This is a genomic window from Pseudomonas sp. SG-MS2 (assembly GCF_009933855.1).
GTDB lineage: Bacteria > Pseudomonadota > Gammaproteobacteria > Pseudomonadales > Pseudomonadaceae > Aquipseudomonas > Aquipseudomonas putida_E.
Window position 1 is genome coordinate 1 of record NZ_MOMO01000133.1, and the last position, 21,532, is coordinate 21,532.

Consider the following 21,532-nt stretch of genomic DNA (forward strand, 5'->3'; position numbering starts at 1 on the left):
AAACCATTGAGAACGCTGCCGAGCTCGGGCGGGCGAACCCGGCCTGAACATGCTGAGCAATAGCATCCATGCTAGCGAGATCGCCCTTTCACTAGTGGAGCACGTTCTTGATCGGCTCTGCGGCCAACATGTCGAGGACTGATGGCAAGCGAAGCGCTGCGCTGCCAGCAAAGCCATACGCGTCACTGCCAGGTTTCACGCTGCTGGGTGGCGGTCTGCCGATCCTGGACGCGAACGGCGAACACATCGGCGGTATCGGTATCAGCGGCGCAACGCCTGAGCTGGACGCGCAATTTGCCTAAGCAGCGCTGGACAGCGGGGTATGAACTCACATATGAAAAAACCCAGGGCAAATGCCCTGGGTTTCGGTGTAGCGCGACGCCTGACCGTTTTTATCAGAACGGAATATCGTCATCAAAGCTGTCAAAGTCAGCAGCCGGCTGCGGCGCGGGCTGTTGCGGCGCTGGGCGCTGCTGGGCCTGTTGCGGGCGCGGGGCCTGCTGACGCGGTGGGGCCTGGTTGTACTGTTGCTGCTGGCCACCCTGGTTGTAGTTGTTACCACCACCCTGGTTGTACTGGTCGCCGCCACCTTGCTGGTTCTGCGGACGGCCACCGAGCAGCTGCATGGTGCCCTGCATGTCGACGATGATTTCGGTGGTGTAACGCTTGATGCCGTCTTTTTCCCACTCGCGGGTCTGCAGCTTGCCTTCGATGTACACCTGCGAACCCTTGCGCAGGTATTCGCCAGCGATTTCAGCAACCTTGCCGAACATCGACACACGGTGCCACTCGGTACGCTCGACCTTTTGGCCCGACTGCTTGTCGGTCCACTGCTCGCTGGTAGCCAGGCTCAGGTTGGTCACGGCGTTACCGTTGGGCAGGTAGCGGACTTCGGGATCCTGGCCACAGGTGCCGACCAGAATGACTTTGTTAACCCCACGGGCCATAACGTTCTCCTAGGCTTCGCACGCCGATGAGGCTGGGTTCACCAGACGCTCGAGGGTCGCACGGTCCAAAATTTTCGTATCCAGTTTGATATAGATGGCAGCTTCTTCTGCCACCACAACGGCGTCGGTCACACCCGGCACGGCCATCAGGCGCTCGGTCAGGCCGGCTTCCCGGACTGCCTCAGGCGTCAGTGGCATGCGCAGGCTGGTCACATAAGGCGGCTCGTTCATGCGCAACGCGACCACCAGCCATACGGCACACAGCACCGCGCAACCGAGGAACACCGTGTTCAGCCCACCGTGCTGGAACAGCCAGCCACCAAGGATTCCACCCAGCGCTGCGCCAAGGAACTGGCTGGTGGAATACACCCCCATCGCCGTCCCCTTGCCGCCAGCAGGCGACACCTTGCTAACCAGCGACGGCAGCGATGCCTCCAGCAGGTTGAATGCAGTAAAGAATACCACGGTGCCAATCACCAGTCCGCGCAAGTTGTCAGCCCACTGCCAGAAGAACACCTCCACCAGCAGCAACACACTGACCGCTCCAGCCAATACGCGTTTCATCTTGCGCTTTTTTTCGCCGTAGATGATGAACGGGACCATTGCAAAAAATGAGATGAACAGCGCGGTCAGGTATACCCACCAATGCTCTTCCTTGGGCAAGCCGCCGCGCTCGACGAAGGCCAGAGGCAGCGCGACGAAGCTCGCCATGAGGATCGCGTGGAGGATGAAGATACCGGTGTCCAGGCGCAGAAGGTCCGGATGGCGCAGGGTTGGGCCGAGCGCCTGGCGCGCCACACCCGACTCGCGGTGCTGCAAAGTGCTGTGGGTGTTGGGCACGACAAAAGCGATCAGCAAAATGCCGACCAGGGCAAGTCCTGCCGTGGCGAGGAACAATCCTGACAGGCCGAAGGCGCTGGTGAGAAGCGGGCCGACGACCATCGCCACGGCGAACGACAGTCCGATGCTCATGCCGATCATGGCCATGGCCTTGGTACGGTGCTGCTCGCGGGTCAGGTCGGACAGCAGCGCCATGACTGCAGCAGAAATTGCCCCGGCGCCTTGCAGAATGCGCCCGGCAATCACGCCCCAGATGGAGTCGGCTTGAGCCGCCAGCACACTGCCCAGGGCGAAGATCACCAAGCCCAGATAGATCACCGGACGTCGCCCGATGCGGTCGGAAATCATCCCGAACGGGATCTGAAAAAACGCCTGGGTCAGGCCATAGGCACCGATGGCCAGGCCGATCAGCGCGGGCGTGGCGCCGGCCATGTCCATGCCGTAAGTGGCCAGCACCGGCAGGACCATGAACATGCCCAGCATACGAAAGGCAAAGACCAGGGCCAGGCCGCCAGCGGCGCGCGTTTCGCTGCCACTCATGCGCTCGTTGTGGGTGTCGTGCATGGATTAACCTCGTGTGAACCGGCGGCGATTCTATCAGTCCGACAGCTTGACGGCATCTACGCGACGCTTTGCCGCGTACTGGCAGCGCGCCGTATACTTCCTTGTTTATGCCCGCCAAGCGAGGCCGCAGTGGACAAGATCCTGATTCGTGGGGCACGTACCCACAACCTGAAGAACATCGACCTGACCCTGCCGCGGGACAAGCTGATCGTGATCACCGGCTTGTCCGGGTCGGGGAAGTCTTCCCTGGCATTCGATACCTTGTACGCCGAGGGTCAGCGCCGCTATGTGGAATCGCTGTCGGCCTACGCCCGGCAATTCCTGTCGATGATGGAAAAACCTGACGTCGACACCATCGAAGGCCTGTCGCCCGCCATCTCCATCGAGCAGAAGTCGACTTCGCACAACCCGCGTTCGACGGTAGGTACCATCACCGAAATCTACGACTACCTACGCCTGCTTTATGCTCGCGTGGGTACGCCGCGCTGCCCGGACCACGACATTCCGCTGGAGGCGCAGACCATCAGCCAGATGGTCGACCTGGTGCTGGAGCGCCCGGAAGGCAGCAAGCTGATGCTGCTGGCACCGGTGATCCGCGAGCGCAAGGGTGAGCACCTGGCCGTGTTCGACGAATTGCGTGCCCAGGGCTTCGTTCGGGCACGCGTCAACGGCAAGCTCTACGAACTCGACGAACTGCCCAAGCTGGACAAGCAGAAGAAGCACAGCATCGATGTGGTAGTGGACCGCTTCAAGGTCCGCGCCGACCTGCAACAACGCCTTGCCGAGTCATTCGAGACCGCACTCAAGCTGGCCGACGGCATCGCCCTGGTTGCACCGATGGACGATGAGGAAGGCGAAGAGACGATCTTCTCCGCCCGCTTCGCCTGCCCGGTCTGCGGCCATGCGATCAGCGAGCTGGAGCCCAAGCTGTTCTCCTTCAACAACCCGGCCGGCGCCTGCCCGACCTGCGACGGCCTGGGGGTGAAGCAATTTTTCGATATCAAGCGTCTGGTCAACAGCGAGCTGACATTGGCCGAGGGTGCTATCCGCGGCTGGGATCGGCGCAACGTCTATTACTTCCAGATGCTTGGCTCGCTGGCAGCGCATTACGGCTTCAGCCTGGAGGAGCCGTTCGGCGAGCTTTCGGCCGAACACCAGAAAGTGATTCTGCAAGGCAGCGGCAAGCAGAGCGTCGACTTCAAGTACCTGAACGACCGTGGCGATATCGTCAAGCGTTCGCACCCGTTCGAAGGGATCGTGCCCAACCTGGAGCGGCGTTACCGCGAGACCGAATCGGCCACGGTGCGCGAGGAGCTGGCCAAGTTCCTCGGCACCCAGCCCTGCCCCGACTGCCGCGGCACCCGCCTGCGCCGGGAAGCCCGTCATGTCTGGGTAGGCGAAAAAACCCTGCCGGCGGTGACCAGCCTGCCTATCGGTGAAGCCAGCAACTACTTCGGCGAGCTGACCTTGACCGGGCGTCGTGGTGAAATCGCTGCAAAGATCCTCAAGGAAATCTGCGAACGCCTACAGTTTTTGGTCAACGTCGGCCTGGATTACCTCACCCTGGATCGCAGTGCCGACACCCTGTCCGGCGGCGAAGCGCAGCGGATCCGCCTTGCCAGCCAGATTGGTGCAGGGCTGGTCGGAGTGATGTATATCCTTGATGAGCCGTCCATCGGTCTTCATCAACGCGACAACGACCGCCTGCTCGCCACCCTGAACCACCTGCGCGACCTGGGTAATACCGTGATCGTGGTCGAGCACGACGAAGACGCCATTCGCCTGGCTGACTACGTGGTGGACATCGGCCCGGGTGCCGGCGTACACGGTGGCCAGATCGTTGCCGAGGGCACGCCTCAGGAAGTCATGGCACATCCCGACTCGCTGACCGGGAAGTACCTGTCCGGGCGCAAGAAAATCGCTGTACCGGCCAAACGCACCCCCCGCGACAAAAAGCTATCCCTCAAGCTCAAGGGTGCGCGTGGCAACAACCTGCAGAACGTTGATCTGGAAATCCCGATCGGTCTGCTGACCTGCGTGACTGGCGTATCCGGCTCGGGCAAGTCGACGTTGATCAACAACACGCTGTATCCCCTGGCCGCTACAGCCCTCAATGGTGCGAGCAGCCTGGAAGCCGCCCCGCACAGCAACATGGATGGCCTGCAGCACCTGGACAAGGTTGTCGATATCGACCAGAGCCCGATCGGCCGCACACCGCGTTCGAACCCGGCGACCTATACCGGCATCTTTACCCCGATTCGCGAGCTGTTTTCCGGCGTGCCGGAATCGCGCTCGCGCGGCTACGGCCCAGGGCGTTTCTCGTTCAACGTCAAGGGCGGGCGTTGCGAGGCGTGCCAAGGCGATGGGCTGATCAAGGTGGAGATGCACTTCCTGCCAGATATCTACGTGCCGTGCGACGTGTGCAAGAGCAAGCGCTACAACCGCGAAACCCTGGAGATCAAATACAAGGGCAAGAACATCCACGAGGTGCTGGAAATGACCATCGAGGATGCTCGCGAATTCTTCGATGCGGTGCCGGCCCTGGCGCGCAAGCTGCAAACCCTGATGGATGTGGGGCTGTCTTACATCAAACTGGGGCAGTCGGCGACCACGCTGTCGGGCGGTGAAGCGCAAAGGGTCAAGCTCTCACGCGAACTGTCCAAGCGCGATACTGGCAAGACGTTGTACATCCTTGACGAGCCGACCACCGGCCTGCACTTCGCCGATATCCAGCAGTTGCTGGATGTGTTGCATCGCCTGCGCGACCACGGCAACACCGTGGTGGTTATCGAACATAACCTCGATGTGATCAAGACCGCGGACTGGTTGGTTGACCTGGGCCCGGAGGGTGGTTCAAAGGGTGGGCAAATTATTGCCAGCGGTACACCGGAAGAGCTGGCAAAGATGAAGCAGTCGTACACAGGGCACTATCTCAAACCGCTTCTGGAGCGTGACCGGGCCTGATCTGCCTGTGCATGAAAAAGCCCCTGGTTACCGATGGTGCCAGGGGCTCTTTTTTAGCCTGTGGATAACTTACATCTGCGACTGCAGGTAGTTTTCCAGGCCGATGGCCTTGATCAGGCCCTGCTGCTTCTCAAGCCAGTAGGTGTGATCTTCTTCGGTATCGGCCAGCTGGGCACGCAGGATATCGCGACTGATGTAGTCCTTGTGCAGCTCGCACAGCTCGATACCCTTGCACAGGGCGGCACGAACCTTGTACTCAAGCTTGAGGTCCGCTTCGATCATTTCCGGCACGGTGCTGCCCACTTCCAGGTCATCCGCGCGCATATCGGGGGTGCCTTCGAGCATGAGGATACGCCGCATCAGCGCATCGGCGTGCTGGGTTTCCTCTTCCATCTCATGGTTGATGCGTTCGTAGAGCTTGGACAGGCCCCAGTCTTCGTACATGCGCGAGTGAATGAAGTACTGATCGCGTGCGGCCAGTTCGCCCTTCAGCAACGTGACGAGATAATTGATTACGTCCGGGTGACCTTGCATCGCCCTGATTCTCCGTGTGGATACGTCTAATGAAACATAGTTTGAACCAGGAATTGCTTGCGGTCACTGAAAACTGCGCAATCAGGGGCAAAAAATCGGGTAAACAGTAGTGATATTCATTGAAAAACCGCCCAAATGAGGGCGGTTCTCCTTATCACTTCGAGTTAGGCGAGATTCACGCCCAATGCCTTGGCGATGCCTTCACCGTAGGCCGGATCAGCCCTGAAGAAGTACTGCAACTGACGCTGGATGACATCTTCACTGACGCCTGCCATGGTTCCAGCGATATTGCTGATCAGCAGTGCCTTTTGCTCGTCGCTCATCAAGCGGAACAGTGCACCGGCGTGGCTGTAATAGTCGTTGTCTTCACGGTGATCGTAGCGATCAGCTGCTCCATTGAGGGCCAATGCAGGTTCGCCATGGTCAGGCGACTGCTTAGGCGCGTCGCGATAGCTGTTGGGCTCGTAATTGGGCGCACCGCCATAACTACCAAAAGCCATAGAACCATCACGCTGGTAGCTATTAACCGGGCAGCGTGGCGTGTTGACGGGCAACTGCTGATGGTTGGTGCCCACGCGGTAGCGATGCGCATCGGCATAGGCGAACACGCGGCCCTGCAGCATGCGATCTGGCGAAAGCCCCACGCCCGGCACCATGTTGCTCGGGCCAAACGCTGCCTGCTCGACTTCGGCGAAATAGTTGAGCGGGTTGCGGTTAAGTTCCAGCACACCTACCTCGATCAACGGATAGTCCTTCTGCGACCAGGTCTTGGTCACATCGAACGGATTTTCATCGCGAGTGGCCGCCTCCTCTTCAGTCATGACCTGAATGCACACGGTCCAACGCGGGTAGTCTGCGCGTTCGATGGCCTCGAACAGGTCGCGCTGGGCGTAGTCAGGGTCTGTACCGGCCAGGCGCGCAGCATCGGCGGGCGTAAGGTTCTTGATGCCTTGTTGGGTCTTGAAGTGCCATTTGACCCAGGTACGCTCGCCAGCAGCGCTGATCAGGCTATAGGTGTGGCTGCCGAAGCCGTGCATGTGGCGGTAGCCGTCCGGGATGCCACGATCAGAGAACAGGATGGTGACCTGGTGCAACGCCTCCGGCGAATGCGACCAGAAGTCCCACATCATCTGGGCGTTCTTCAGGTTGGTTTGCGGGTGGCGCTTCTGGGTGTGAATAAAGTCCGGGAATTTTAGCGGGTCACGAATGAAGAAAACCGGGGTGTTGTTACCCACGATGTCCCAGTTGCCTTCCTCGGTGTAAAACTTTACTGCAAAGCCACGAGGATCACGCTCGGTATCTGCCGAACCGCGCTCGCCACCGACGGTAGAAAAACGCAGGAAGGTTTCAGTCTGCTTACCAATCGTGTCGAACAGCTTGGCCTTGGTGAATCGAGTGATGTCCTGGGTGACTGTAAAGGTGCCATAGGCTCCGGAGCCCTTGGCGTGTACACGCCGTTCAGGGATGTTCTCTCGGTTGAAGTGAGCGAGTTTCTCGATCAGGTGGAAATCGTCGAGCAGCAGCGGGCCGCGCGGGCCAGCAGAGCGGGAATTCTGGTTGTCAGCTACGGGGGCACCGCTGGCGGTGGTGAGAATCTTGCTCATGGGCTCTCCATATCGGTCTTGGACTGCCGGCGAATCGGCTTGGATAGGAGTATCGACGAGCGGTTGTTTCAAAACAAATTCATTACATGTCTTGTATCAATAGAAATAAACAATACCTGCAGAAACAAAAAACCGGGCGCTAGGCCCGGTTTTCTGTAGCAGACAGAACGTCTTACTCGGCAGCTTCTACAGCACCACCGACTGGACGATCAACCAGCTCGACGTACGCCATAGGCGCGTTGTCGCCAGCGCGGAAACCGCACTTCAGGATGCGCAGGTAGCCGCCCTGACGGGTGGCGTAACGCTTGCCCAGATCGTTGAACAGTTTGCCAACAGCCGACTTCGAACGGGTACGGTCGAAGGCCAGACGGCGGTTAGCAACGCTGTCTTCCTTGGCCAGGGTGATCAGCGGCTCGGCAACGCGGCGCAGTTCCTTGGCTTTCGGCAGGGTGGTTTTGATCAGCTCGTGCTCGATCAGCGACACAGCCATGTTCTGGAACATAGCTTTGCGGTGAGAGCTGGTACGGCTCAGGTGACGTCCACTTTTACGATGACGCATGATTCATTCCTTACCAAACACTACGTTCGGTGATTACGACGATCAGGCGGTCGCCTTGTCGTCTTTCTTAAGACTTGCAGGCGGCCAGTTGTCGAGGCGCATGCCGAGAGACAGACCACGAGAGGCCAGCACGTCCTTGATTTCAGTCAGGGACTTCTTGCCCAGGTTAGGAGTCTTCAACAGCTCTACTTCGGTACGCTGAATCAGGTCGCCGATGTAGTAGATGTTCTCCGCCTTGAGGCAGTTGGCCGAACGTACAGTCAGTTCCAGGTCGTCAACCGGACGCAGCAGGATCGGATCGATCTCGTCTTCCTGCTCGACTACGACAGGCTCGCTGTCACCTTTGAGGTCGACGAACGCGGCCAGCTGCTGTTGCAGGATGGTCGCAGCGCGGCGGATAGCCTCTTCAGGATCCAGGGTGCCGTTGGTTTCCAGATCAATGACCAGCTTGTCCAGGTTGGTACGCTGTTCAACACGGGCGTTCTCGACCACATAGGCGATACGACGCACCGGGCTGAACGAAGCGTCCAGCTGCAGACGGCCAATGCTACGGCTTTCGTCTTCGTCGGTTTGACGGGAGTCAGCCGGCTCGTAACCGCGACCACGAGCTACAGTGAGCTTCATGTTCAGGGCGCCGTTGGACGCCAGGTTCGCGATTACGTGATCGGGGTTGACGATCTCGACATCGTGATCCAGCTGAATATCGGCAGCGGTAACCACCCCCGAACCCTTTTTCGACAAGGTCAGCGTAACTTCGTCACGACCGTGCAGTTTGATAGCCAGGCCTTTAAGGTTCAACAGGATTTCAATTACGTCTTCCTGTACACCTTCGATCGCGGAGTACTCATGGAGTACACCATCGATCTCGGCCTCGACTACTGCACAGCCAGGCATGGAGGACAACAGGATGCGGCGCAGCGCGTTGCCCAGGGTATGGCCGAAGCCACGCTCGAGAGGCTCGAGCGTGATCTTGGCGCGGGTCGGACTGACTACCTGCACATCAATATGGCGGGGAGTCAGGAACTCATTTACCGAAATCTGCATGGATGCACCTATTTTCTAGCCCTTACTTGGAGTAGAGCTCGACAATCAGGTTTTCGTTGATGTCGGCAGACAGGTCGCCGCGAGCAGGAACGTTCTTGAAAACGCCCGACTTCTTAGCGGAATCTACGTCTACCCACTCAACGCGGCCACGCTGGGCGCACAGTTCAAGGGCTTGAACAATGCGCAGCTGGTTCGACGACTTCTCGCGAACCGCGACCACGTCACCCGGACGAACTTGGTAGGATGGAATGTTTACAGTCTTACCGTTGACGCTGATCGCTTTGTGCGAAACCAGCTGACGGGACTCGGAACGAGTCGAGCCGAAGCCCATACGGTAGACGACGTTATCCAGACGGCACTCGAGCAGTTGCAGCAGGTTCTCACCGGTTGCGCCTTTTTTCGAGGCAGCAGCCTGGTAGTAACCGCGGAACTGACGCTCCAGAACACCGTAGATACGACGGACTTTTTGTTTCTCGCGCAGCTGGGTACCGTAGTCGGACTGACGGCCACGGCGCTGGCCGTGGATACCTGGGGCTGCTTCGATGTTGCACTTCGATTCCAGAGCGCGAACGCCGCTCTTCAGGAACAGGTCGGTGCCTTCACGACGAGACAGTTTGCATTTTGGACCAATGTAACGTGCCATTCTTCTGTCTCCTGATTACACGCGGCGCTTCTTCGGCGGACGGCACCCGTTGTGCGGGATTGGCGTCACGTCGGTGATGCTGGCGATCTTGTAGCCGCAGCTGTTCAATGCACGAACGGCGGACTCACGACCTGGACCTGGACCCTTGACGTTTACGTCGAGGTTCTTAAGACCGTATTCCAGCGCAGCTTGACCAGCACGCTCAGCAGCGATCTGAGCTGCGAACGGGGTGGATTTGCGCGAACCACGGAAACCCGAACCACCGGAGGTCGCCCAGGACAAAGCATTGCCCTGACGGTCGGTGATGGTCACGATGGTGTTGTTGAAAGACGCATGGATGTGGGCGATGCCATCAACCACTGTCTTTTTGACTTTCTTACGAGGACGAGCAGCAGGTTTTGCCATGTCTATATTCCTGGGCGATTACTTGCGGATCGGCTTACGCGGGCCCTTACGGGTGCGTGCGTTGGTCTTGGTGCGCTGACCGCGAACCGGCAGACCTTTACGATGACGCAGGCCGCGGTAGCAACCCAGGTCCATCAAGCGCTTGATCTTCATGTTGACGTCACGACGCAGGTCACCTTCGGTGGTGAACTTCGCAACTTCGCCACGCAGGGTTTCGATTTGCTCGTCGCTCAGATCCTTGATCTTAGCGGCTGGATTTACACCAGCATCTGCACAGATCTTCTGTGCAGTTGTGCGACCGACACCATAGATGTAGGTCAGCGAGATAACAGTATGCTTGTTATCTGGAATGTTGACGCCTGCAATACGGGCCATTCAGTGGGACTCCAATTGACAGCTACCTACGCCCCGGAAGCCAAGAAATAGGGCGCGAGATAATATCGCTGTAGAAACGAATAATCAACCCAGCAGCACACTAGCTGCTGGGTTTGAAACGCAGATCACACTCAGCCTTGGCGCTGTTTGTGACGCGGTTCCGAGCTGCAGATCACTCGTACGACGCCTTCGCGACGGATGATCTTGCAGTTGCGGCACAGCTTTTTCACCGATGCACGAACTTTCATTACCGACTCCTCGAACCTTAGGGGCGTATCAGCGCAGCAAACCGCTGCCACCGTAGCCTTTCAGGTTGGCTTTCTTCATCAGGGATTCGTACTGGTGCGAAACGAGGTGCGATTGTACTTGGGACATGAAGTCCATCACAACCACTACCACAATCAGCAACGAGGTCCCGCCAAGGTAGAACGGCACATTTGCTGCCACCACCAGGAACTGGGGCAGAAGGCAGACGGCCATCATGTAAAGAGCACCGAACATGGTCAGACGAGTCAGAACGCCATCAATGTAGCGCGCCGACTGCTCACCAGGACGGATACCCGGAATAAAGGCACCGGACTTCTTCAGGTTTTCCGCTACGTCTTTCGGGTTGAACATCAACGCTGTGTAGAAGAAGCAGAAGAAAATGATCCCTGCACTAAACAGCAGAATGTTCAACGGCTGACCAGGAGCGATCGACTGCGAGATGTCCTGCAGCCAGCCCATACCTTCGGACTGACCGAACCAGGCACCCAGCGAAGCCGGGAACAGCAGAATGCTGCTCGCGAAAATGGCCGGGATAACCCCCGCCATGTTCACTTTAAGCGGCAAGTGGCTGGTCTGCGCTGCAAAGACCTTGCGGCCCTGCTGACGCTTGGCGTAGTGAACGGCGATACGACGCTGACCACGCTCAATGAACACCACGAAACCGATAATCGCTACTGCCAGCAAACCGATAGCGACCAGGGCGAAAATGTTGATATCGCCTGTGCGCGCAGACTCGAAAGACTGCCCGATTGCTCTCGGAAGACCGGCAACGATACCTGCGAAAATCAACATCGAGATACCGTTGCCCACACCGCGCTCGGTGATCTGCTCACCCAGCCACATCATGAACATCGCGCCCGCCACAAACGTGGAAACCGCGACGACATGGAAGCCAAGGCCCGCAGAAAACGCCACGCCCTGGTTGGCCAGGCCAATGGACATGCCAATGGCTTGAACCAGCGCCAGAATAACGGTGCCGTAGCGGGTGTACTGGCTGATCTTGCGACGGCCAGCTTCACCTTCCTTCTTCAACTGCTCCAGTTGCGGGCTGACCGCGGTCATCAGCTGCATGATGATCGATGCCGAGATGTACGGCATGATCCCCAATGCAAAGATGCTCATGCGCTCAAGCGCGCCACCGGAAAACATGTTGAACAAGCTAAGAATGGTCCCCTCATTCTGCCGAAACAGATCCGCCAGACGGTCCGGATTGATGCCTGGAACCGGGATATGCGCACCTATCCGATAGACGATGATCGCCATGAACAGAAAGCGCAGACGAGCCCAGAGTTCCGACATCCCGCCCTTACCGAGCGAAGAGAGAGCACCTTGCTTAGCCATTTATTCCTCGAATTTGCCGCCAGCTGCTTCGATAGCCGCACGCGCACCCTTGGTGGCTGCGATACCCTTGATGGTGACTGCGCGAGTAACTTCGCCAGACAGCATGATTTTCACACGCTGAATGTGCTGGTTGATCACGTTGGCATCCTTCAGGGATTGCACGGAGATCACGTCGCCTTCCACTTTGGCCAGCTCGGACAGACGCACTTCTGCGCGGTCCATGGCTTTCAGGGAAACGAAGCCGAACTTCGGCAGGCGACGGTGCAGCGGCTGTTGACCGCCTTCGAAGCCCGGAGCGATCGAACCACCCGAACGGGAGGTCTGACCTTTGTGGCCACGGCCGCCGGTCTTGCCCAGACCGCTACCGATACCACGACCCGGACGATGCTTTTCGCGACGGGAACCCGGCGCTGGACTCAGATCATTGAGTTTCATCGATTAACCCTCGACGCGCAGCATGTAGTAAGCCTTGTTGATCATCCCGCGATTCTCGGGAGTATCCTGGACTTCTACAGTGTGACCGATGCGACGCAGACCCAGACCTTTAACGCACAGTTTGTGGTTAGGGATACGGCCCGAGACGCTCTTGATCAGCGTTACTTTTACGGTTGCCATGATCAGAAGATCTCCTCAACGCTCTTGCCGCGCTTGGCAGCAATGGACTCAGGAGATTGCATGGCTTTCAGACCCTTGAAGGTGGCGTAAACCACGTTCACTGGGTTGGTCGAACCGTAGCACTTGGCCAGGACGTTCTGAACACCAGCAACTTCCAGGACAGCACGCATGGCGCCGCCGGCGATGATACCGGTACCTTCCGAAGCAGGCTGCATGTAAACCTTCGAGGCGCCGTGGGCGGCCTTGGTGGCGTACTGCAGGGTGGTGCCCTTCAGGTCAACCTGGATCATGTTGCGACGAGCAGCTTCCATGGCTTTCTGAATCGCGGCAGGTACTTCGCGCGATTTGCCACGGCCGAAGCCGACGCGACCTTTACCATCACCAACCACGGTCAGCGCGGTGAAAGTGAAGATACGGCCGCCTTTAACGGTTTTAGCTACGCGGTTAACTTGAACCAGCTTCTCGATGTAGCCTTCGTCGCGCTTTTGATCGTTATTTGCCATAACTTAGAACTCCAGCCCGCCTTCACGAGCAGCATCAGCCAGCGCTTTGACGCGGCCATGGTACTTGAAGCCGGAACGGTCAAAGGCAACTTGAGATACACCGGCGGCTTTCGCACGCTCAGCTACCAGCTTGCCAACCTTAGTGGCCGCGTCGATGTTGCCAGTGGCGCCATCACGCAGGTCTTTGTCCAAGGTCGAGGCGCTTGCCAAAACCTTGCTGCCGTCGGCCGAAATGACCTGGGCGTAGATGTGCTGCGAGGAGCGGAACACGCACAGGCGCACGACTTCGAGTTCGTGCATCTTGAGACGTGCTTTGCGAGCGCGACGCAGTCGAGTAACTTTTTTGTCGGTCATTTGCTAGGCCCTACTTCTTCTTGGCTTCTTTACGACGGACTACTTCGTCCGCGTAACGCACACCCTTGCCTTTGTAAGGCTCTGGCGGACGGAAGTCGCGGATTTCAGCGGCCACCTGACCTACCAGCTGCTTGTCGATACCCTTGATCAGGATGTCGGTTTGGCTGGGAGTTTCAGCAGTGATACCGGCTGGCAGTTCGTAGTCCACTGGATGCGAGAAGCCCAGAGCCAGGTTCAGGACGGTGCCTTTAGCCTGTGCCTTGTAACCAACACCGACCAGCTGGAGCTTGCGCTCAAAGCCTTGGCTTACGCCCTGGACCATGTTGTTGACCAGAGCACGGGTAGTACCGGCCATGGCGCGAGCTTGCTGATCACCGTTGCGAGCGACGAAACGCAGTTCGCCGGACTCTTCGGTAACTTCAACAGACGAGTGAACGTTCAGTTCGAGAGTGCCTTTGGCACCCTTCACCGAAAGCTGCTGACCGGCGAATTTGACTTCGACACCAGCTGGCAGCTTAACGGGGTTCTTAGCGACGCGAGACATGCCTATCTCCCCTTAGAACACTGTGCACAGAACTTCGCCGCCGACACCGGCAGCGCGCGCAGCGCGGTCAGTCATCACACCTTTGTTGGTGGAGACGATAGACACGCCCAGGCCGCCACGAACTTTCGGCAGGTCTGTGACGGACTTGTACTGGCGCAGGCCAGGACGGCTGGAACGCTTCAGTTCCTCGATGACCGGACGGCCTTCGAAGTACTTGAGTTCGATCGACAGGGACGGCTTGGCCTCACCAGTAACCTGGTAGCCAGCGATGTAACCTTCGTCTTTCAGAACTTTGGCAACCGCGACCTTCAGAGTGGAGGAAGGCATGCTTACGACGGACTTTTCAGCCATCTGGGCATTACGGATGCGAGTTAGCATGTCCGCTAACGGGTCCTGCATACTCATGGGCTAGATGCTCCTGATACAAGAATTATTAGCCTTGCGGCTATCACAACCACCCAAGCAGGCAGGGTAAAAACCCGGGCTCAGGTGAGCCGGTCATTCTAGACACAAGACAGAAACGAAACAAGCCCCATGAAGGGGCTTGTTTGTTGGCGAGAACACCGGCGGTCGGAAGATTACTCCCCTTCCGCCAGGGTCACACCTGCAGCGATTACCAGGAGGCCTTGACCAGACCTGGTACGTCACCGCGCATTGCGGCTTGACGCAGCATGTTACGGCCCAGGCCGAACTTACGGTATACACCGTGAGGACGACCGGTCAGGCGGCAACGGTTGCGCAGACGCGCAGCGCTGGCATCACGTGGCTGCTTCTGCAGAGCGACAACGGCAGCGAAACGCTCTTCAGGAGAGGCGTTCAGGTTGACGATGGTCGCTTTCAGCTCAGCACGCTTTTTGGCGAACTTGGCTACCGTGAGCTGACGCTTCAGCTCGCGGTTTTTCATGCTCTTCTTGGCCATTTTCCTACTCCAATCAGTTGCGGAACGGGAATTTGAATGCACGCAGCAGAGCGCGGCCTTCGTCATCCGAACGAGCAGTGGTGGTCAGGGTGATGTCCAAACCGCGCAGAGCATCGATCTTGTCGTAATCGATTTCCGGGAAGATGATCTGCTCTTTCACGCCCATGCTGTAGTTGCCACGGCCATCGAAGGACTTGGCATTCAGGCCGCGGAAGTCGCGGACCCGAGGCAGGGAGATCGCCAGCAGGCGGTCCAGGAATTCGTACATCTTTTCGCGACGCAGGGTCACCTTGACACCGATCGGCCATCCTTCACGGACTTTGAAGCCCGCGATGGATTTACGAGCGAAAGTCACAACCGGCTTTTGACCGGTGATCTTTTCCAGGTCGGCAACAGCGTGCTCGATGACTTTCTTGTCGCCGATCGCTTCGCCCAGACCCATGTTCAGGGTGATCTTGGTAACGCGCGGAACTTCCATCACGTTCGACAGCTTAAGTTCTTCCTTAAGCTTAGGAGCGATTTCGTTCCGGTAAATCTCTTTCAGTCGTGCCATGGTCTTCTACCTAGCAGTGTTCAAGCATCAACCGCTTTTTGGGTCGACTTGAAGACACGAATTTTCTTACCGTCTTCTACTTTGAAACCAACGCGGTCAGCCTTGTTGGTTTCGCCATTGAAGATGGCAACGTTGGAAGCGTGCAGAGGCGCTTCTTTTTCGACGATACCGCCCTGAACGCCCGCCATCGGGTTAGGCTTGGTATGACGCTTGACCAGGTTCACACCACCGATGACCAGACGGTCGTCAGCGAGAACCTTCAGCACCTTACCGCGCTTACCTTTGTCTTTGCCGGCGATCACGATGATCTCGTCGTCACGACGAATCTTTTGCATGTCGGATCTCCTTACAGCACTTCAGGGGCGAGCGAGACGATCTTCATGAACTTCTCAGTACGAAGTTCACGGGTCACTGGCCCGAAGATGCGAGTGCCGATCGGCTCTTGCTTGGTGTTCAGCAGAACAGCAGCGTTGCCGTCGAAACGAATGATGGAACCGTCAGCGCGACGTACACCGTGACGGGTACGGACGACAACAGCGGTCATCACCTGGCCTTTTTTGACCTTACCGCGCGGAATTGCTTCCTTGACGGTTACTTTGATGATGTCACCGATGCCGGCGTAACGGCGGTGCGAACCGCCGAGCACCTTGATGCACATGACGCGACGAGCGCCGCTGTTATCGGCCACATCGAGCATGGATTGAGTCTGAATCATAAAATTTCTCCGACCCCTAGCCCTTAGACTTCAACAGCGCGTTCGAGGACTTCAACCAGTGCCCAGGACTTGGTCTTGGCCAGCGGACGGGTTTCACGGATGGAAACCTTGTCGCCGATTTTGCACTGGTTGGATTCGTCGTGCGCGTGCAGCTTAGTCGAACGCTTAACGTATTTACCGTAGATCGGGTGCTTGACGCGACGCTCGATCAGAACGGTGATGGTCTTGTCCATTTTGTCGCTGACGACACGGCCAGTCAGCGTACGGACGGTTTTTTCAGCTTCAGCCATGATCACTTACCTGCCTGCTGGTTAAGCACAGTTTTCACGCGAGCGATGTCACGCTTAACTTGCGAGAGCAGGTGCGACTGCCCCAACTGGCCAGTTGCCTTCTGCATACGCAGATTGAACTGGTCGCGCAGCAAGCCGAGCAGTTGCTCATTCAGTTGCTGTGCAGATTTTTCACGAAGTTCATTCGCTTTCATCACATCACCGTCCGCTTAACAAAGGAGGTGGCGAGAGGCAGCTTTGCAGCAGCCAGGGCGAAAGCTTCGCGCGCCAGCTCTTCAGAAACACCCTCGATCTCGTACAGGACTTTGCCTGGCTGGATCTGGGCAACCCAGTATTCCACGGAACCCTTACCTTTACCCATACGAACCTCGAGAGGCTTCTTGGAGATCGGCTTGTCCGGGAAGACACGGATCCAGATCTTGCCGCCACGTTTAACGTGACGGGTCAGAGCACGACGTGCCGACTCGATCTGGCGGGCGGTGAGGCGACCGCGAGCAACAGCTTTCAGGGCGAATTCGCCGAAGCTGACTTTGCTACCGCGCAGTGCCAGACCACGGTTGTGGCCGGTCATCTGCTTGCGGAATTTTGTACGCTTTGGTTGCAACATTTGGCGTACCCCTTACTTAGCAGCTTTTTTACGAGGCGCTGGTGCTTGTGGTTTCAGTTCTTCTTGGCGACCACCAATAACTTCGCCTTTGAAGATCCAAACCTTCACACCGATCACACCGTAAGTGGTGTGAGCTTCGTAGGTGTTGTAGTCGATATCGGCACGCAGGGTGTGCAGAGGCACACGACCTTCGCGATACCACTCGGTACGAGCAATCTCAGCACCGCCGAGACGACCGCTCACCTGGATCTTGATGCCCTTGGCACCAATACGCATGGCGTTCTGTACGGCGCGCTTCATGGCGCGACGGAACATTACGCGGCGTTCCAGCTGCTGAGCTACGCTCTGCGCAACCAGCATAGCGTCGAGTTCCGGCTTGCGGATCTCTTCGATGTTGATGTGCACAGGCACACCCATCTGCTTGGTCAGGTCCTGACGCAGCTTCTCGACATCCTCACCTTTCTTACCGATAACGATACCGGGACGAGCGGTGTGGATGGTGATGCGTGCAGTTTGAGCCGGACGATGAATATCGATACGGCTTACGGACGCGCTTTTTAGTTTGTCTTGGAGGTACTCACGCGTTTTCAGATCCTTCAAGAGGTAATCTGCGTAAGTAGCACCGTCTGCGTACCAGACGGAGGTGTGCTCCTTGACGATTCCCAGGCGAATGCCAGTGGGATGTACTTTCTGACCCATCTGATCGACTCCGTTACTTGTCCGCAACCTTGACAGTGATATGGCAAGACCGCTTGACGATGCGATCAGCACGGCCTTTGGCACGTGGCATGATGCGCTTCAGCGAACGCCCTTCGTTGACGAAGACGGTGGAGACCTTCAGGTCATCAACGTCTGCGCCTTCGTTGTGTTCGGCGTTGGCAACGGCCGACTCGAGGACTTTCTTCATGATTTCAGCGGCTTTTTTGCTGCTGAAGGCCAACAGGTTGAGCGCTTCGCCCACCTTCTTCCCGCGGATCTGGTCGGCGACCAAGCGGGCTTTCTGGGCGGAGATGCGAGCGCCCGACAACTTAGCGGCTACTTCCATTTCCTTACCCCTTAACGCTTGGCTTTCTTGTCAGCCACGTGCCCGCGATAGGTGCGGGTACCGGCGAACTCGCCCAGTTTGTGGCCGACCATGTCTTCGTTCACGAGAACTGGAACATGCTGGCGACCGTTGTGAACCGCGATGGTCAGACCGACCATTTGTGGCAGGATCATCGAACGACGCGACCAGGTTTTAACTGGCTTGCGATCATTCTTCTCCACCGCCACTTCGACCTTCTTCAGCAGGTGAAGATCGATAAAAGGACCTTTTTTCAGAGAACGTGGCACTGTCGTATCCCTCTAGTTACTTGCGACGACGGACGATCATGTTGTCGGTACGCTTATTACCACGGGTTTTAGCACCCTTGGTTGGGAAGCCCCATGGCGATACCGGATGACGACCACCGGAGGTACGACCTTCACCACCACCATGTGGGTGGTCAACCGGGTTCATGGCAACACCACGAACGGTTGGGCGAACGCCGCGCCAGCGTTTGGCACCAGCTTTACCCAGCGAGCGCAGGCTGTGCTCGGAGTTCGAGACTTCGCCCAGGGTCGCACGGCACTCAGCCAGTACTTTACGCATCTCACCGGAACGCAGACGCAGAGTCACGTAGACGCCTTCACGAGCGATCAGCTGAGCCGAGGCACCAGCGGAACGAGCGATCTGAGCACCTTTACCCGGCTTCAGTTCGATGCCGTGAATGGTGCTACCTACTGGGATGTTGCGCAGCTGCAGGGAGTTACCGGCCTTGATTGGGGCCAGAGCACCTGCGATCAGCTGGTCGCCAGCACTCACGCCTTTAGGGGCGATGATGTAGCGACGCTCACCGTCTGCGTAGCACAGCAGGGCGATGTGAGCAGTACGGTTTGGATCGTATTCGATACGCTCGACAGTGGCTGGGATGCCATCTTTGTCGTTGCGACGGAAGTCGACCAGACGGTAATGCTGCTTATGACCACCACCAACGTGACGAGTGGTGATGCGGCCATTGTTGTTACGACCACCAGACTTCGATTTCTTCTCGAGCAGCGGTGCGTGAGGAGCGCCTTTATGCAGCTCCTGGTTGACCACCTTGACCACGAAACGGCGGCCAGGGGAAGTCGGTTTGCATTTAACGATTGCCATGATGCACCCCTTCCTTACTCAGCACTGCTGCTGAAATCGAGATCTTGGCCTGGCTGAAGGGAGACGATCGCCTTCTTCCAGTCATTACGCTTGCCCAGACCACGTGCGGTACGCTTGGTTTTACCCAGAACGTTAACAGTCGACACGTTTTCAACTTTTACGTTGAACAGGCCTTCGACAGCTTTCTTGATTTCCAGCTTGGTTGCGTCAGTAGCAACCTTGAATACGAACTGGCCTTTTTTCTCAGCCAGAACGGTAGCCTTCTCGGAAACGTGCGGGCCAAGGAGGACTTTGAATACGCGTTCCTGGTTCATCCCAGCAGCTCCTCGAATTTCTTCACGGCCGAGACAGTGATCAACACTTTCTCGTATGCGATCAGACTGACCGGGTCGGAACCTTGAACGTCACGTACATCGACGTGCGGCAGGTTACGAGCAGCCAGGTACAGGTTCTGATCAACAGCGTCCGAAACGATCAGAACATCGCTCAGACCCATGCCGTTCAGCTTGTTCAGCAGATCTTTGGTTTTCGGTGCTTCAACAGCGAAGTCCTGAACCACGACCAGACGGTCGCTACGCACCAGCTCAGCGAGGATGGAGCGCAGAGCTGCGCGGTACATCTTCTTGTTGAGCTTCTGCGAGTGATCCTGAGGACGAGCTGCGAAGGTTACACCACCGCCACGCCAGATCGGACCACGAGTGGTACCAGCACGAGCACGGCCAGTACCCTTCTGACGCCATGGGCGCTTACCGCCACCAGCCACGTCGGAACGGGTCTTTTGCTGCTTGGTGCCCTGACGGCCGCCGGCCATGTAGGCCACGACTGCTTGGTGTACCAGCGTCTCGTTGAATTCGCCACCGAAAGTCAGTTCGGAAACTTCGATCGCCTGAGCGTCATTTACATTAAGTTGCATGTCAGTTTCCCCTTAACCGCGAGCCTTGACAGCCGGACGTACAACCACGTCGCCGCCAGTAGCGCCAGGAACGGCACCCTTGACCAGCAGCAGGTTGCGCTCAGCGTCTACGCGAACTACTTCCAGGGACTGAACAGTCACGCGCTCGGCGCCCATGTGACCGGACATTTTCTTGCCCTTGAACACACGACCAGGAGTCTGGCACTGGCCGATGGAGCCTGGGACACGGTGCGACACGGAGTTACCGTGGGTGTTGTCCTGGCCACGGAAGTTCCAGCGCTTGATGGTACCGGCAAAGCCTTTACCTTTGGACTGACCAGTAACGTCTACCAGCTGGCCTGCAGTGAAGAGTTCAGCTTTGATCGAGTCGCCAGCCTGGAACTCGCCTTCTTCAAGGCGGAACTCCCAGACACCGCGACCAGCGGCAACGTTGGCCTTGGCGAAGTGACCTGCCTGAGCGGCAGTCACACGCGAAGCACGACGCTCGCCGACAGTGACTTGCACTGCACGGTAGCCATCGGTTTCTTCAGTTTTGAACTGGGTGACGCGATTCGGCTCGATCTCAATGACCGTGACCGGAATGGAGACACCTTCTTCGGTGAAAATGCGGGTCATACCGCACTTGCGACCGACTACACCAATAGTCATGTTGTAAACCTCATGAGTGTACGGGGCTTTCACCCGCTATGGCCGCCCATTTCAGAGCGTTACACGACAAGACCGAAGTCTTAGCCGAGGCTGATCTGCACTTCCACACCTGCCGCCAGATCAAGCTTCATCAGCGCGTCAACGGTTTTATCCGTCGGCTGGACGATGTCCAGAACACGCTTATGAGTGCGGATCTCGTACTGGTCACGCGCGTCTTTGTTGACGTGCGGGGAGACCAGAACGGTGAAACGCTCTTTGCGGGTAGGCAGTGGAATTGGACCACGCACTTGTGCACCAGTACGTTTCGCGGTTTCCACGATTTCCTGGGTGGATTGGTCGATCAGGCGATGGTCGAAAGCCTTCAACCTGATTCGGATTTGCTGATTTTGCATTGGATTTCAGACTCCAGGCTGTTCCCAACGGACGCACTACGCCCGCTAAAAGGAGGCGTGATTCTATAGACGCCCCTATTTAGTGTCAACCCAATAAAAAAAACCCCCGCTGAGCGGGGGTTTTTTCAATCGGTCGAGTGATTACTCGATGATTTTGGCTACGACGCCGGCGCCGACGGTACGACCGCCTTCACGGATAGCGAAGCGCAGACCGTCTTC

The 21,532-nt window shown here is 57.6% G+C and carries 34 protein-coding genes and 1 pseudogene; 2 read left to right on the plus strand and 33 right to left on the minus strand.

The window, feature by feature from the left end:
• Positions 1-128 precede the first annotated feature (128 nt).
• Entirely contained in the window at positions 129-302 is a 174-nt protein-coding gene (locus BLX42_RS11495; RefSeq protein ID WP_125924556.1) for a heme-binding protein, read from the plus strand.
• A gap of 93 nt (positions 303-395) precedes the next feature.
• Here the strand turns inward: BLX42_RS11495 and BLX42_RS11500 are convergent, their stop codons facing one another.
• A complete protein-coding gene (locus BLX42_RS11500; RefSeq protein WP_012316509.1) occupies positions 396-947 on the minus strand; it encodes a single-stranded DNA-binding protein in 552 nt (183 codons plus the stop codon).
• A 9-nt stretch (positions 948-956) separates the two neighbouring features.
• Positions 957-2,351, minus strand: coding sequence for an MFS transporter (locus BLX42_RS11505; RefSeq protein ID WP_046788131.1), 1,395 nt, complete (start codon positions 2,349-2,351; stop codon positions 957-959).
• Between the two features lie 129 nt (positions 2,352-2,480).
• On the opposite strand from BLX42_RS11505, the gene uvrA reads away from it, so the two are divergent.
• Positions 2,481-5,315 (plus strand): excinuclease ABC subunit UvrA, encoded by a 2,835-nt coding sequence (gene uvrA / locus BLX42_RS11510; protein WP_161871802.1) that lies wholly within the window; start codon positions 2,481-2,483, stop codon positions 5,313-5,315.
• A gap of 69 nt (positions 5,316-5,384) precedes the next feature.
• On the opposite strand, the gene bfr is transcribed toward uvrA, so the two are convergent.
• The 31 genes and pseudogenes from bfr to BLX42_RS11665 all read right to left on the minus strand — a co-directional run.
• Positions 5,385-5,849: a bacterioferritin gene (gene bfr, locus BLX42_RS11515; RefSeq protein WP_012316512.1), complete on the minus strand. Its 465-nt coding sequence runs from the start codon at positions 5,847-5,849 to the stop codon at positions 5,385-5,387.
• Between the two features lie 164 nt (positions 5,850-6,013).
• The gene (locus tag BLX42_RS11520) at positions 6,014-7,453 is read right to left on the minus strand and encodes a catalase (RefSeq protein WP_161871803.1); all 1,440 of its coding nucleotides are present in this window, start codon (positions 7,451-7,453) and stop codon (positions 6,014-6,016) included.
• A gap of 172 nt (positions 7,454-7,625) precedes the next feature.
• A complete protein-coding gene (gene rplQ, locus BLX42_RS11525; RefSeq protein WP_003255451.1) occupies positions 7,626-8,012 on the minus strand; it encodes a 50S ribosomal protein L17 in 387 nt (128 codons plus the stop codon).
• Positions 8,013-8,054: 42 nt separating this feature from the next.
• Positions 8,055-9,056 (minus strand): DNA-directed RNA polymerase subunit alpha, encoded by a 1,002-nt coding sequence (rpoA, locus tag BLX42_RS11530; protein ID WP_003255452.1) that lies wholly within the window; start codon positions 9,054-9,056, stop codon positions 8,055-8,057.
• Between the two features lie 22 nt (positions 9,057-9,078).
• Complete coding sequence (rpsD, locus tag BLX42_RS11535) at positions 9,079-9,699, minus strand: 30S ribosomal protein S4 (protein WP_012316514.1); 621 nt, start codon at positions 9,697-9,699, stop codon at positions 9,079-9,081.
• A gap of 15 nt (positions 9,700-9,714) precedes the next feature.
• Positions 9,715-10,104, minus strand: coding sequence for a 30S ribosomal protein S11 (gene rpsK / locus BLX42_RS11540; RefSeq protein WP_003255454.1), 390 nt, complete (start codon positions 10,102-10,104; stop codon positions 9,715-9,717).
• Between the two features lie 18 nt (positions 10,105-10,122).
• Positions 10,123-10,479 carry a 30S ribosomal protein S13 gene (gene rpsM / locus BLX42_RS11545; protein WP_012316515.1) on the minus strand — a complete coding sequence of 119 codons (357 nt, stop codon included), beginning with the start codon at positions 10,477-10,479 and terminating at the stop codon, positions 10,123-10,125.
• A 131-nt stretch (positions 10,480-10,610) separates the two neighbouring features.
• Positions 10,611-10,727, minus strand: a complete 117-nt coding sequence (gene rpmJ / locus BLX42_RS11550; RefSeq protein ID WP_046788135.1) for a 50S ribosomal protein L36 — start codon at positions 10,725-10,727, stop codon at positions 10,611-10,613.
• A 28-nt stretch (positions 10,728-10,755) separates the two neighbouring features.
• Complete coding sequence (secY, locus tag BLX42_RS11555) at positions 10,756-12,087, minus strand: preprotein translocase subunit SecY (RefSeq protein WP_003255459.1); 1,332 nt, start codon at positions 12,085-12,087, stop codon at positions 10,756-10,758.
• Positions 12,088-12,522, minus strand: a complete 435-nt coding sequence (gene rplO / locus BLX42_RS11560) for a 50S ribosomal protein L15 (protein ID WP_003255461.1) — start codon at positions 12,520-12,522, stop codon at positions 12,088-12,090.
• Between the two features lie 3 nt (positions 12,523-12,525).
• Positions 12,526-12,702 (minus strand): 50S ribosomal protein L30, encoded by a 177-nt coding sequence (rpmD, locus tag BLX42_RS11565; protein WP_008089798.1) that lies wholly within the window; start codon positions 12,700-12,702, stop codon positions 12,526-12,528.
• 2 nt (positions 12,703-12,704) lie between these two features.
• A complete protein-coding gene (gene rpsE, locus BLX42_RS11570) occupies positions 12,705-13,205 on the minus strand; it encodes a 30S ribosomal protein S5 (RefSeq protein WP_003255465.1) in 501 nt (166 codons plus the stop codon).
• Between the two features lie 3 nt (positions 13,206-13,208).
• Entirely contained in the window at positions 13,209-13,559 is a 351-nt protein-coding gene (gene rplR, locus BLX42_RS11575) for a 50S ribosomal protein L18 (protein WP_008089801.1), read from the minus strand.
• Positions 13,560-13,569: 10 nt separating this feature from the next.
• A complete protein-coding gene (gene rplF, locus BLX42_RS11580; protein WP_009681972.1) occupies positions 13,570-14,103 on the minus strand; it encodes a 50S ribosomal protein L6 in 534 nt (177 codons plus the stop codon).
• Between the two features lie 12 nt (positions 14,104-14,115).
• A complete protein-coding gene (gene rpsH / locus BLX42_RS11585; protein WP_008089805.1) occupies positions 14,116-14,508 on the minus strand; it encodes a 30S ribosomal protein S8 in 393 nt (130 codons plus the stop codon).
• A 208-nt stretch (positions 14,509-14,716) separates the two neighbouring features.
• Positions 14,717-15,022 carry a 30S ribosomal protein S14 gene (gene rpsN / locus BLX42_RS11590; protein ID WP_012316516.1) on the minus strand — a complete coding sequence of 102 codons (306 nt, stop codon included), beginning with the start codon at positions 15,020-15,022 and terminating at the stop codon, positions 14,717-14,719.
• A gap of 13 nt (positions 15,023-15,035) precedes the next feature.
• Positions 15,036-15,575: a 50S ribosomal protein L5 gene (rplE, locus tag BLX42_RS11595; RefSeq protein ID WP_012316517.1), complete on the minus strand. Its 540-nt coding sequence runs from the start codon at positions 15,573-15,575 to the stop codon at positions 15,036-15,038.
• 20 nt (positions 15,576-15,595) lie between these two features.
• Complete coding sequence (rplX, locus tag BLX42_RS11600; protein ID WP_003255476.1) at positions 15,596-15,910, minus strand: 50S ribosomal protein L24; 315 nt, start codon at positions 15,908-15,910, stop codon at positions 15,596-15,598.
• An 11-nt stretch (positions 15,911-15,921) separates the two neighbouring features.
• Positions 15,922-16,290 (minus strand): 50S ribosomal protein L14, encoded by a 369-nt coding sequence (gene rplN / locus BLX42_RS11605; RefSeq protein WP_008089810.1) that lies wholly within the window; start codon positions 16,288-16,290, stop codon positions 15,922-15,924.
• Between the two features lie 23 nt (positions 16,291-16,313).
• On the minus strand, positions 16,314-16,580 hold the full coding sequence (rpsQ, locus tag BLX42_RS11610; protein WP_008089812.1) for a 30S ribosomal protein S17: 267 nt from the start codon (positions 16,578-16,580) through the stop codon (positions 16,314-16,316).
• A 2-nt stretch (positions 16,581-16,582) separates the two neighbouring features.
• A complete protein-coding gene (gene rpmC, locus BLX42_RS11615) occupies positions 16,583-16,774 on the minus strand; it encodes a 50S ribosomal protein L29 (RefSeq protein WP_002555481.1) in 192 nt (63 codons plus the stop codon).
• Positions 16,774-17,187 carry a 50S ribosomal protein L16 gene (gene rplP, locus BLX42_RS11620; protein WP_003255479.1) on the minus strand — a complete coding sequence of 138 codons (414 nt, stop codon included), beginning with the start codon at positions 17,185-17,187 and terminating at the stop codon, positions 16,774-16,776. The genes rpmC and rplP overlap by 1 nt, the downstream gene beginning before the upstream one ends.
• A 12-nt stretch (positions 17,188-17,199) precedes the next feature.
• Complete coding sequence (gene rpsC, locus BLX42_RS11625) at positions 17,200-17,886, minus strand: 30S ribosomal protein S3 (protein WP_003255481.1); 687 nt, start codon at positions 17,884-17,886, stop codon at positions 17,200-17,202.
• Between the two features lie 13 nt (positions 17,887-17,899).
• Positions 17,900-18,232, minus strand: a complete 333-nt coding sequence (rplV, locus tag BLX42_RS11630) for a 50S ribosomal protein L22 (protein WP_003103908.1) — start codon at positions 18,230-18,232, stop codon at positions 17,900-17,902.
• An 11-nt stretch (positions 18,233-18,243) separates the two neighbouring features.
• The gene (rpsS, locus tag BLX42_RS11635) at positions 18,244-18,519 is read right to left on the minus strand and encodes a 30S ribosomal protein S19 (RefSeq protein ID WP_003255482.1); all 276 of its coding nucleotides are present in this window, start codon (positions 18,517-18,519) and stop codon (positions 18,244-18,246) included.
• 16 nt (positions 18,520-18,535) lie between these two features.
• A complete protein-coding gene (gene rplB, locus BLX42_RS11640) occupies positions 18,536-19,360 on the minus strand; it encodes a 50S ribosomal protein L2 (RefSeq protein ID WP_012316518.1) in 825 nt (274 codons plus the stop codon).
• A gap of 14 nt (positions 19,361-19,374) precedes the next feature.
• Positions 19,375-19,674 (minus strand): 50S ribosomal protein L23, encoded by a 300-nt coding sequence (rplW, locus tag BLX42_RS11645; protein WP_003255484.1) that lies wholly within the window; start codon positions 19,672-19,674, stop codon positions 19,375-19,377.
• Entirely contained in the window at positions 19,671-20,273 is a 603-nt protein-coding gene (rplD, locus tag BLX42_RS11650) for a 50S ribosomal protein L4 (protein WP_003255485.1), read from the minus strand. Before rplD ends, rplW begins: the two co-directional genes overlap by 4 nt.
• Positions 20,274-20,285: 12 nt before the next feature.
• Entirely contained in the window at positions 20,286-20,921 is a 636-nt protein-coding gene (gene rplC / locus BLX42_RS11655; RefSeq protein ID WP_012316519.1) for a 50S ribosomal protein L3, read from the minus strand.
• 80 nt (positions 20,922-21,001) lie between these two features.
• Complete coding sequence (gene rpsJ / locus BLX42_RS11660) at positions 21,002-21,313, minus strand: 30S ribosomal protein S10 (protein ID WP_003186070.1); 312 nt, start codon at positions 21,311-21,313, stop codon at positions 21,002-21,004.
• 141 nt (positions 21,314-21,454) lie between these two features.
• Positions 21,455-21,532: pseudogene (locus BLX42_RS11665) on the minus strand (elongation factor Tu); the annotation flags it as partial.

Excerpts from the sequence above, each read along its gene's own strand:
- BLX42_RS11495 (WP_125924556.1), top strand. The coding sequence starts at position 129 with ATGTCGAGGACTGATGGCAAGCGAAGCGCTGCGCTGCCAGCAAAGCCA.
- BLX42_RS11500 (WP_012316509.1), bottom strand. The coding sequence starts at position 947 with ATGGCCCGTGGGGTTAACAAAGTCATTCTGGTCGGCACCTGTGGCCAG.
- BLX42_RS11505 (WP_046788131.1), bottom strand. The coding sequence starts at position 2,351 with ATGCACGACACCCACAACGAGCGCATGAGTGGCAGCGAAACGCGCGCC.
- bfr (WP_012316512.1), bottom strand. The coding sequence starts at position 5,849 with ATGCAAGGTCACCCGGACGTAATCAATTATCTCGTCACGTTGCTGAAG.
- BLX42_RS11520 (WP_161871803.1), bottom strand. The coding sequence starts at position 7,453 with ATGAGCAAGATTCTCACCACCGCCAGCGGTGCCCCCGTAGCTGACAAC.
- rplQ (WP_003255451.1), bottom strand. The coding sequence starts at position 8,012 with ATGCGTCATCGTAAAAGTGGACGTCACCTGAGCCGTACCAGCTCTCAC.
- rpoA (WP_003255452.1), bottom strand. The coding sequence starts at position 9,056 with ATGCAGATTTCGGTAAATGAGTTCCTGACTCCCCGCCATATTGATGTG.
- rpsD (WP_012316514.1), bottom strand. The coding sequence starts at position 9,699 with ATGGCACGTTACATTGGTCCAAAATGCAAACTGTCTCGTCGTGAAGGC.
- rpsK (WP_003255454.1), bottom strand. The coding sequence starts at position 10,104 with ATGGCAAAACCTGCTGCTCGTCCTCGTAAGAAAGTCAAAAAGACAGTG.
- rpsM (WP_012316515.1), bottom strand. The coding sequence starts at position 10,479 with ATGGCCCGTATTGCAGGCGTCAACATTCCAGATAACAAGCATACTGTT.
- rpmJ (WP_046788135.1), bottom strand. The coding sequence starts at position 10,727 with ATGAAAGTTCGTGCATCGGTGAAAAAGCTGTGCCGCAACTGCAAGATC.
- secY (WP_003255459.1), bottom strand. The coding sequence starts at position 12,087 with ATGGCTAAGCAAGGTGCTCTCTCTTCGCTCGGTAAGGGCGGGATGTCG.
- rplO (WP_003255461.1), bottom strand. The coding sequence starts at position 12,522 with ATGAAACTCAATGATCTGAGTCCAGCGCCGGGTTCCCGTCGCGAAAAG.
- rpmD (WP_008089798.1), bottom strand. The coding sequence starts at position 12,702 with ATGGCAACCGTAAAAGTAACGCTGATCAAGAGCGTCTCGGGCCGTATC.
- rpsE (WP_003255465.1), bottom strand. The coding sequence starts at position 13,205 with ATGGCAAATAACGATCAAAAGCGCGACGAAGGCTACATCGAGAAGCTG.
- rplR (WP_008089801.1), bottom strand. The coding sequence starts at position 13,559 with ATGACCGACAAAAAAGTTACTCGACTGCGTCGCGCTCGCAAAGCACGT.
- rplF (WP_009681972.1), bottom strand. The coding sequence starts at position 14,103 with ATGTCTCGCGTCGCTAAGAACCCCGTTAAGCTGCCAGCTGGTGTCGAA.
- rpsH (WP_008089805.1), bottom strand. The coding sequence starts at position 14,508 with ATGAGTATGCAGGACCCGTTAGCGGACATGCTAACTCGCATCCGTAAT.
- rpsN (WP_012316516.1), bottom strand. The coding sequence starts at position 15,022 with ATGGCCAAGAAGAGCATGAAAAACCGCGAGCTGAAGCGTCAGCTCACG.
- rplE (WP_012316517.1), bottom strand. The coding sequence starts at position 15,575 with ATGGCACGACTGAAAGAGATTTACCGGAACGAAATCGCTCCTAAGCTT.
- rplX (WP_003255476.1), bottom strand. The coding sequence starts at position 15,910 with ATGCAAAAGATTCGTCGTGACGACGAGATCATCGTGATCGCCGGCAAA.
- rplN (WP_008089810.1), bottom strand. The coding sequence starts at position 16,290 with ATGATTCAGACTCAATCCATGCTCGATGTGGCCGATAACAGCGGCGCT.
- rpsQ (WP_008089812.1), bottom strand. The coding sequence starts at position 16,580 with ATGGCTGAAGCTGAAAAAACCGTCCGTACGCTGACTGGCCGTGTCGTC.
- rpmC (WP_002555481.1), bottom strand. The coding sequence starts at position 16,774 with ATGAAAGCGAATGAACTTCGTGAAAAATCTGCACAGCAACTGAATGAG.
- rplP (WP_003255479.1), bottom strand. The coding sequence starts at position 17,187 with ATGTTGCAACCAAAGCGTACAAAATTCCGCAAGCAGATGACCGGCCAC.
- rpsC (WP_003255481.1), bottom strand. The coding sequence starts at position 17,886 with ATGGGTCAGAAAGTACATCCCACTGGCATTCGCCTGGGAATCGTCAAG.
- rplV (WP_003103908.1), bottom strand. The coding sequence starts at position 18,232 with ATGGAAGTAGCCGCTAAGTTGTCGGGCGCTCGCATCTCCGCCCAGAAA.
- rplB (WP_012316518.1), bottom strand. The coding sequence starts at position 19,360 with ATGGCAATCGTTAAATGCAAACCGACTTCCCCTGGCCGCCGTTTCGTG.
- rplW (WP_003255484.1), bottom strand. The coding sequence starts at position 19,674 with ATGAACCAGGAACGCGTATTCAAAGTCCTCCTTGGCCCGCACGTTTCC.
- rplD (WP_003255485.1), bottom strand. The coding sequence starts at position 20,273 with ATGCAACTTAATGTAAATGACGCTCAGGCGATCGAAGTTTCCGAACTG.
- rplC (WP_012316519.1), bottom strand. The coding sequence starts at position 20,921 with ATGACTATTGGTGTAGTCGGTCGCAAGTGCGGTATGACCCGCATTTTC.
- rpsJ (WP_003186070.1), bottom strand. The coding sequence starts at position 21,313 with ATGCAAAATCAGCAAATCCGAATCAGGTTGAAGGCTTTCGACCATCGC.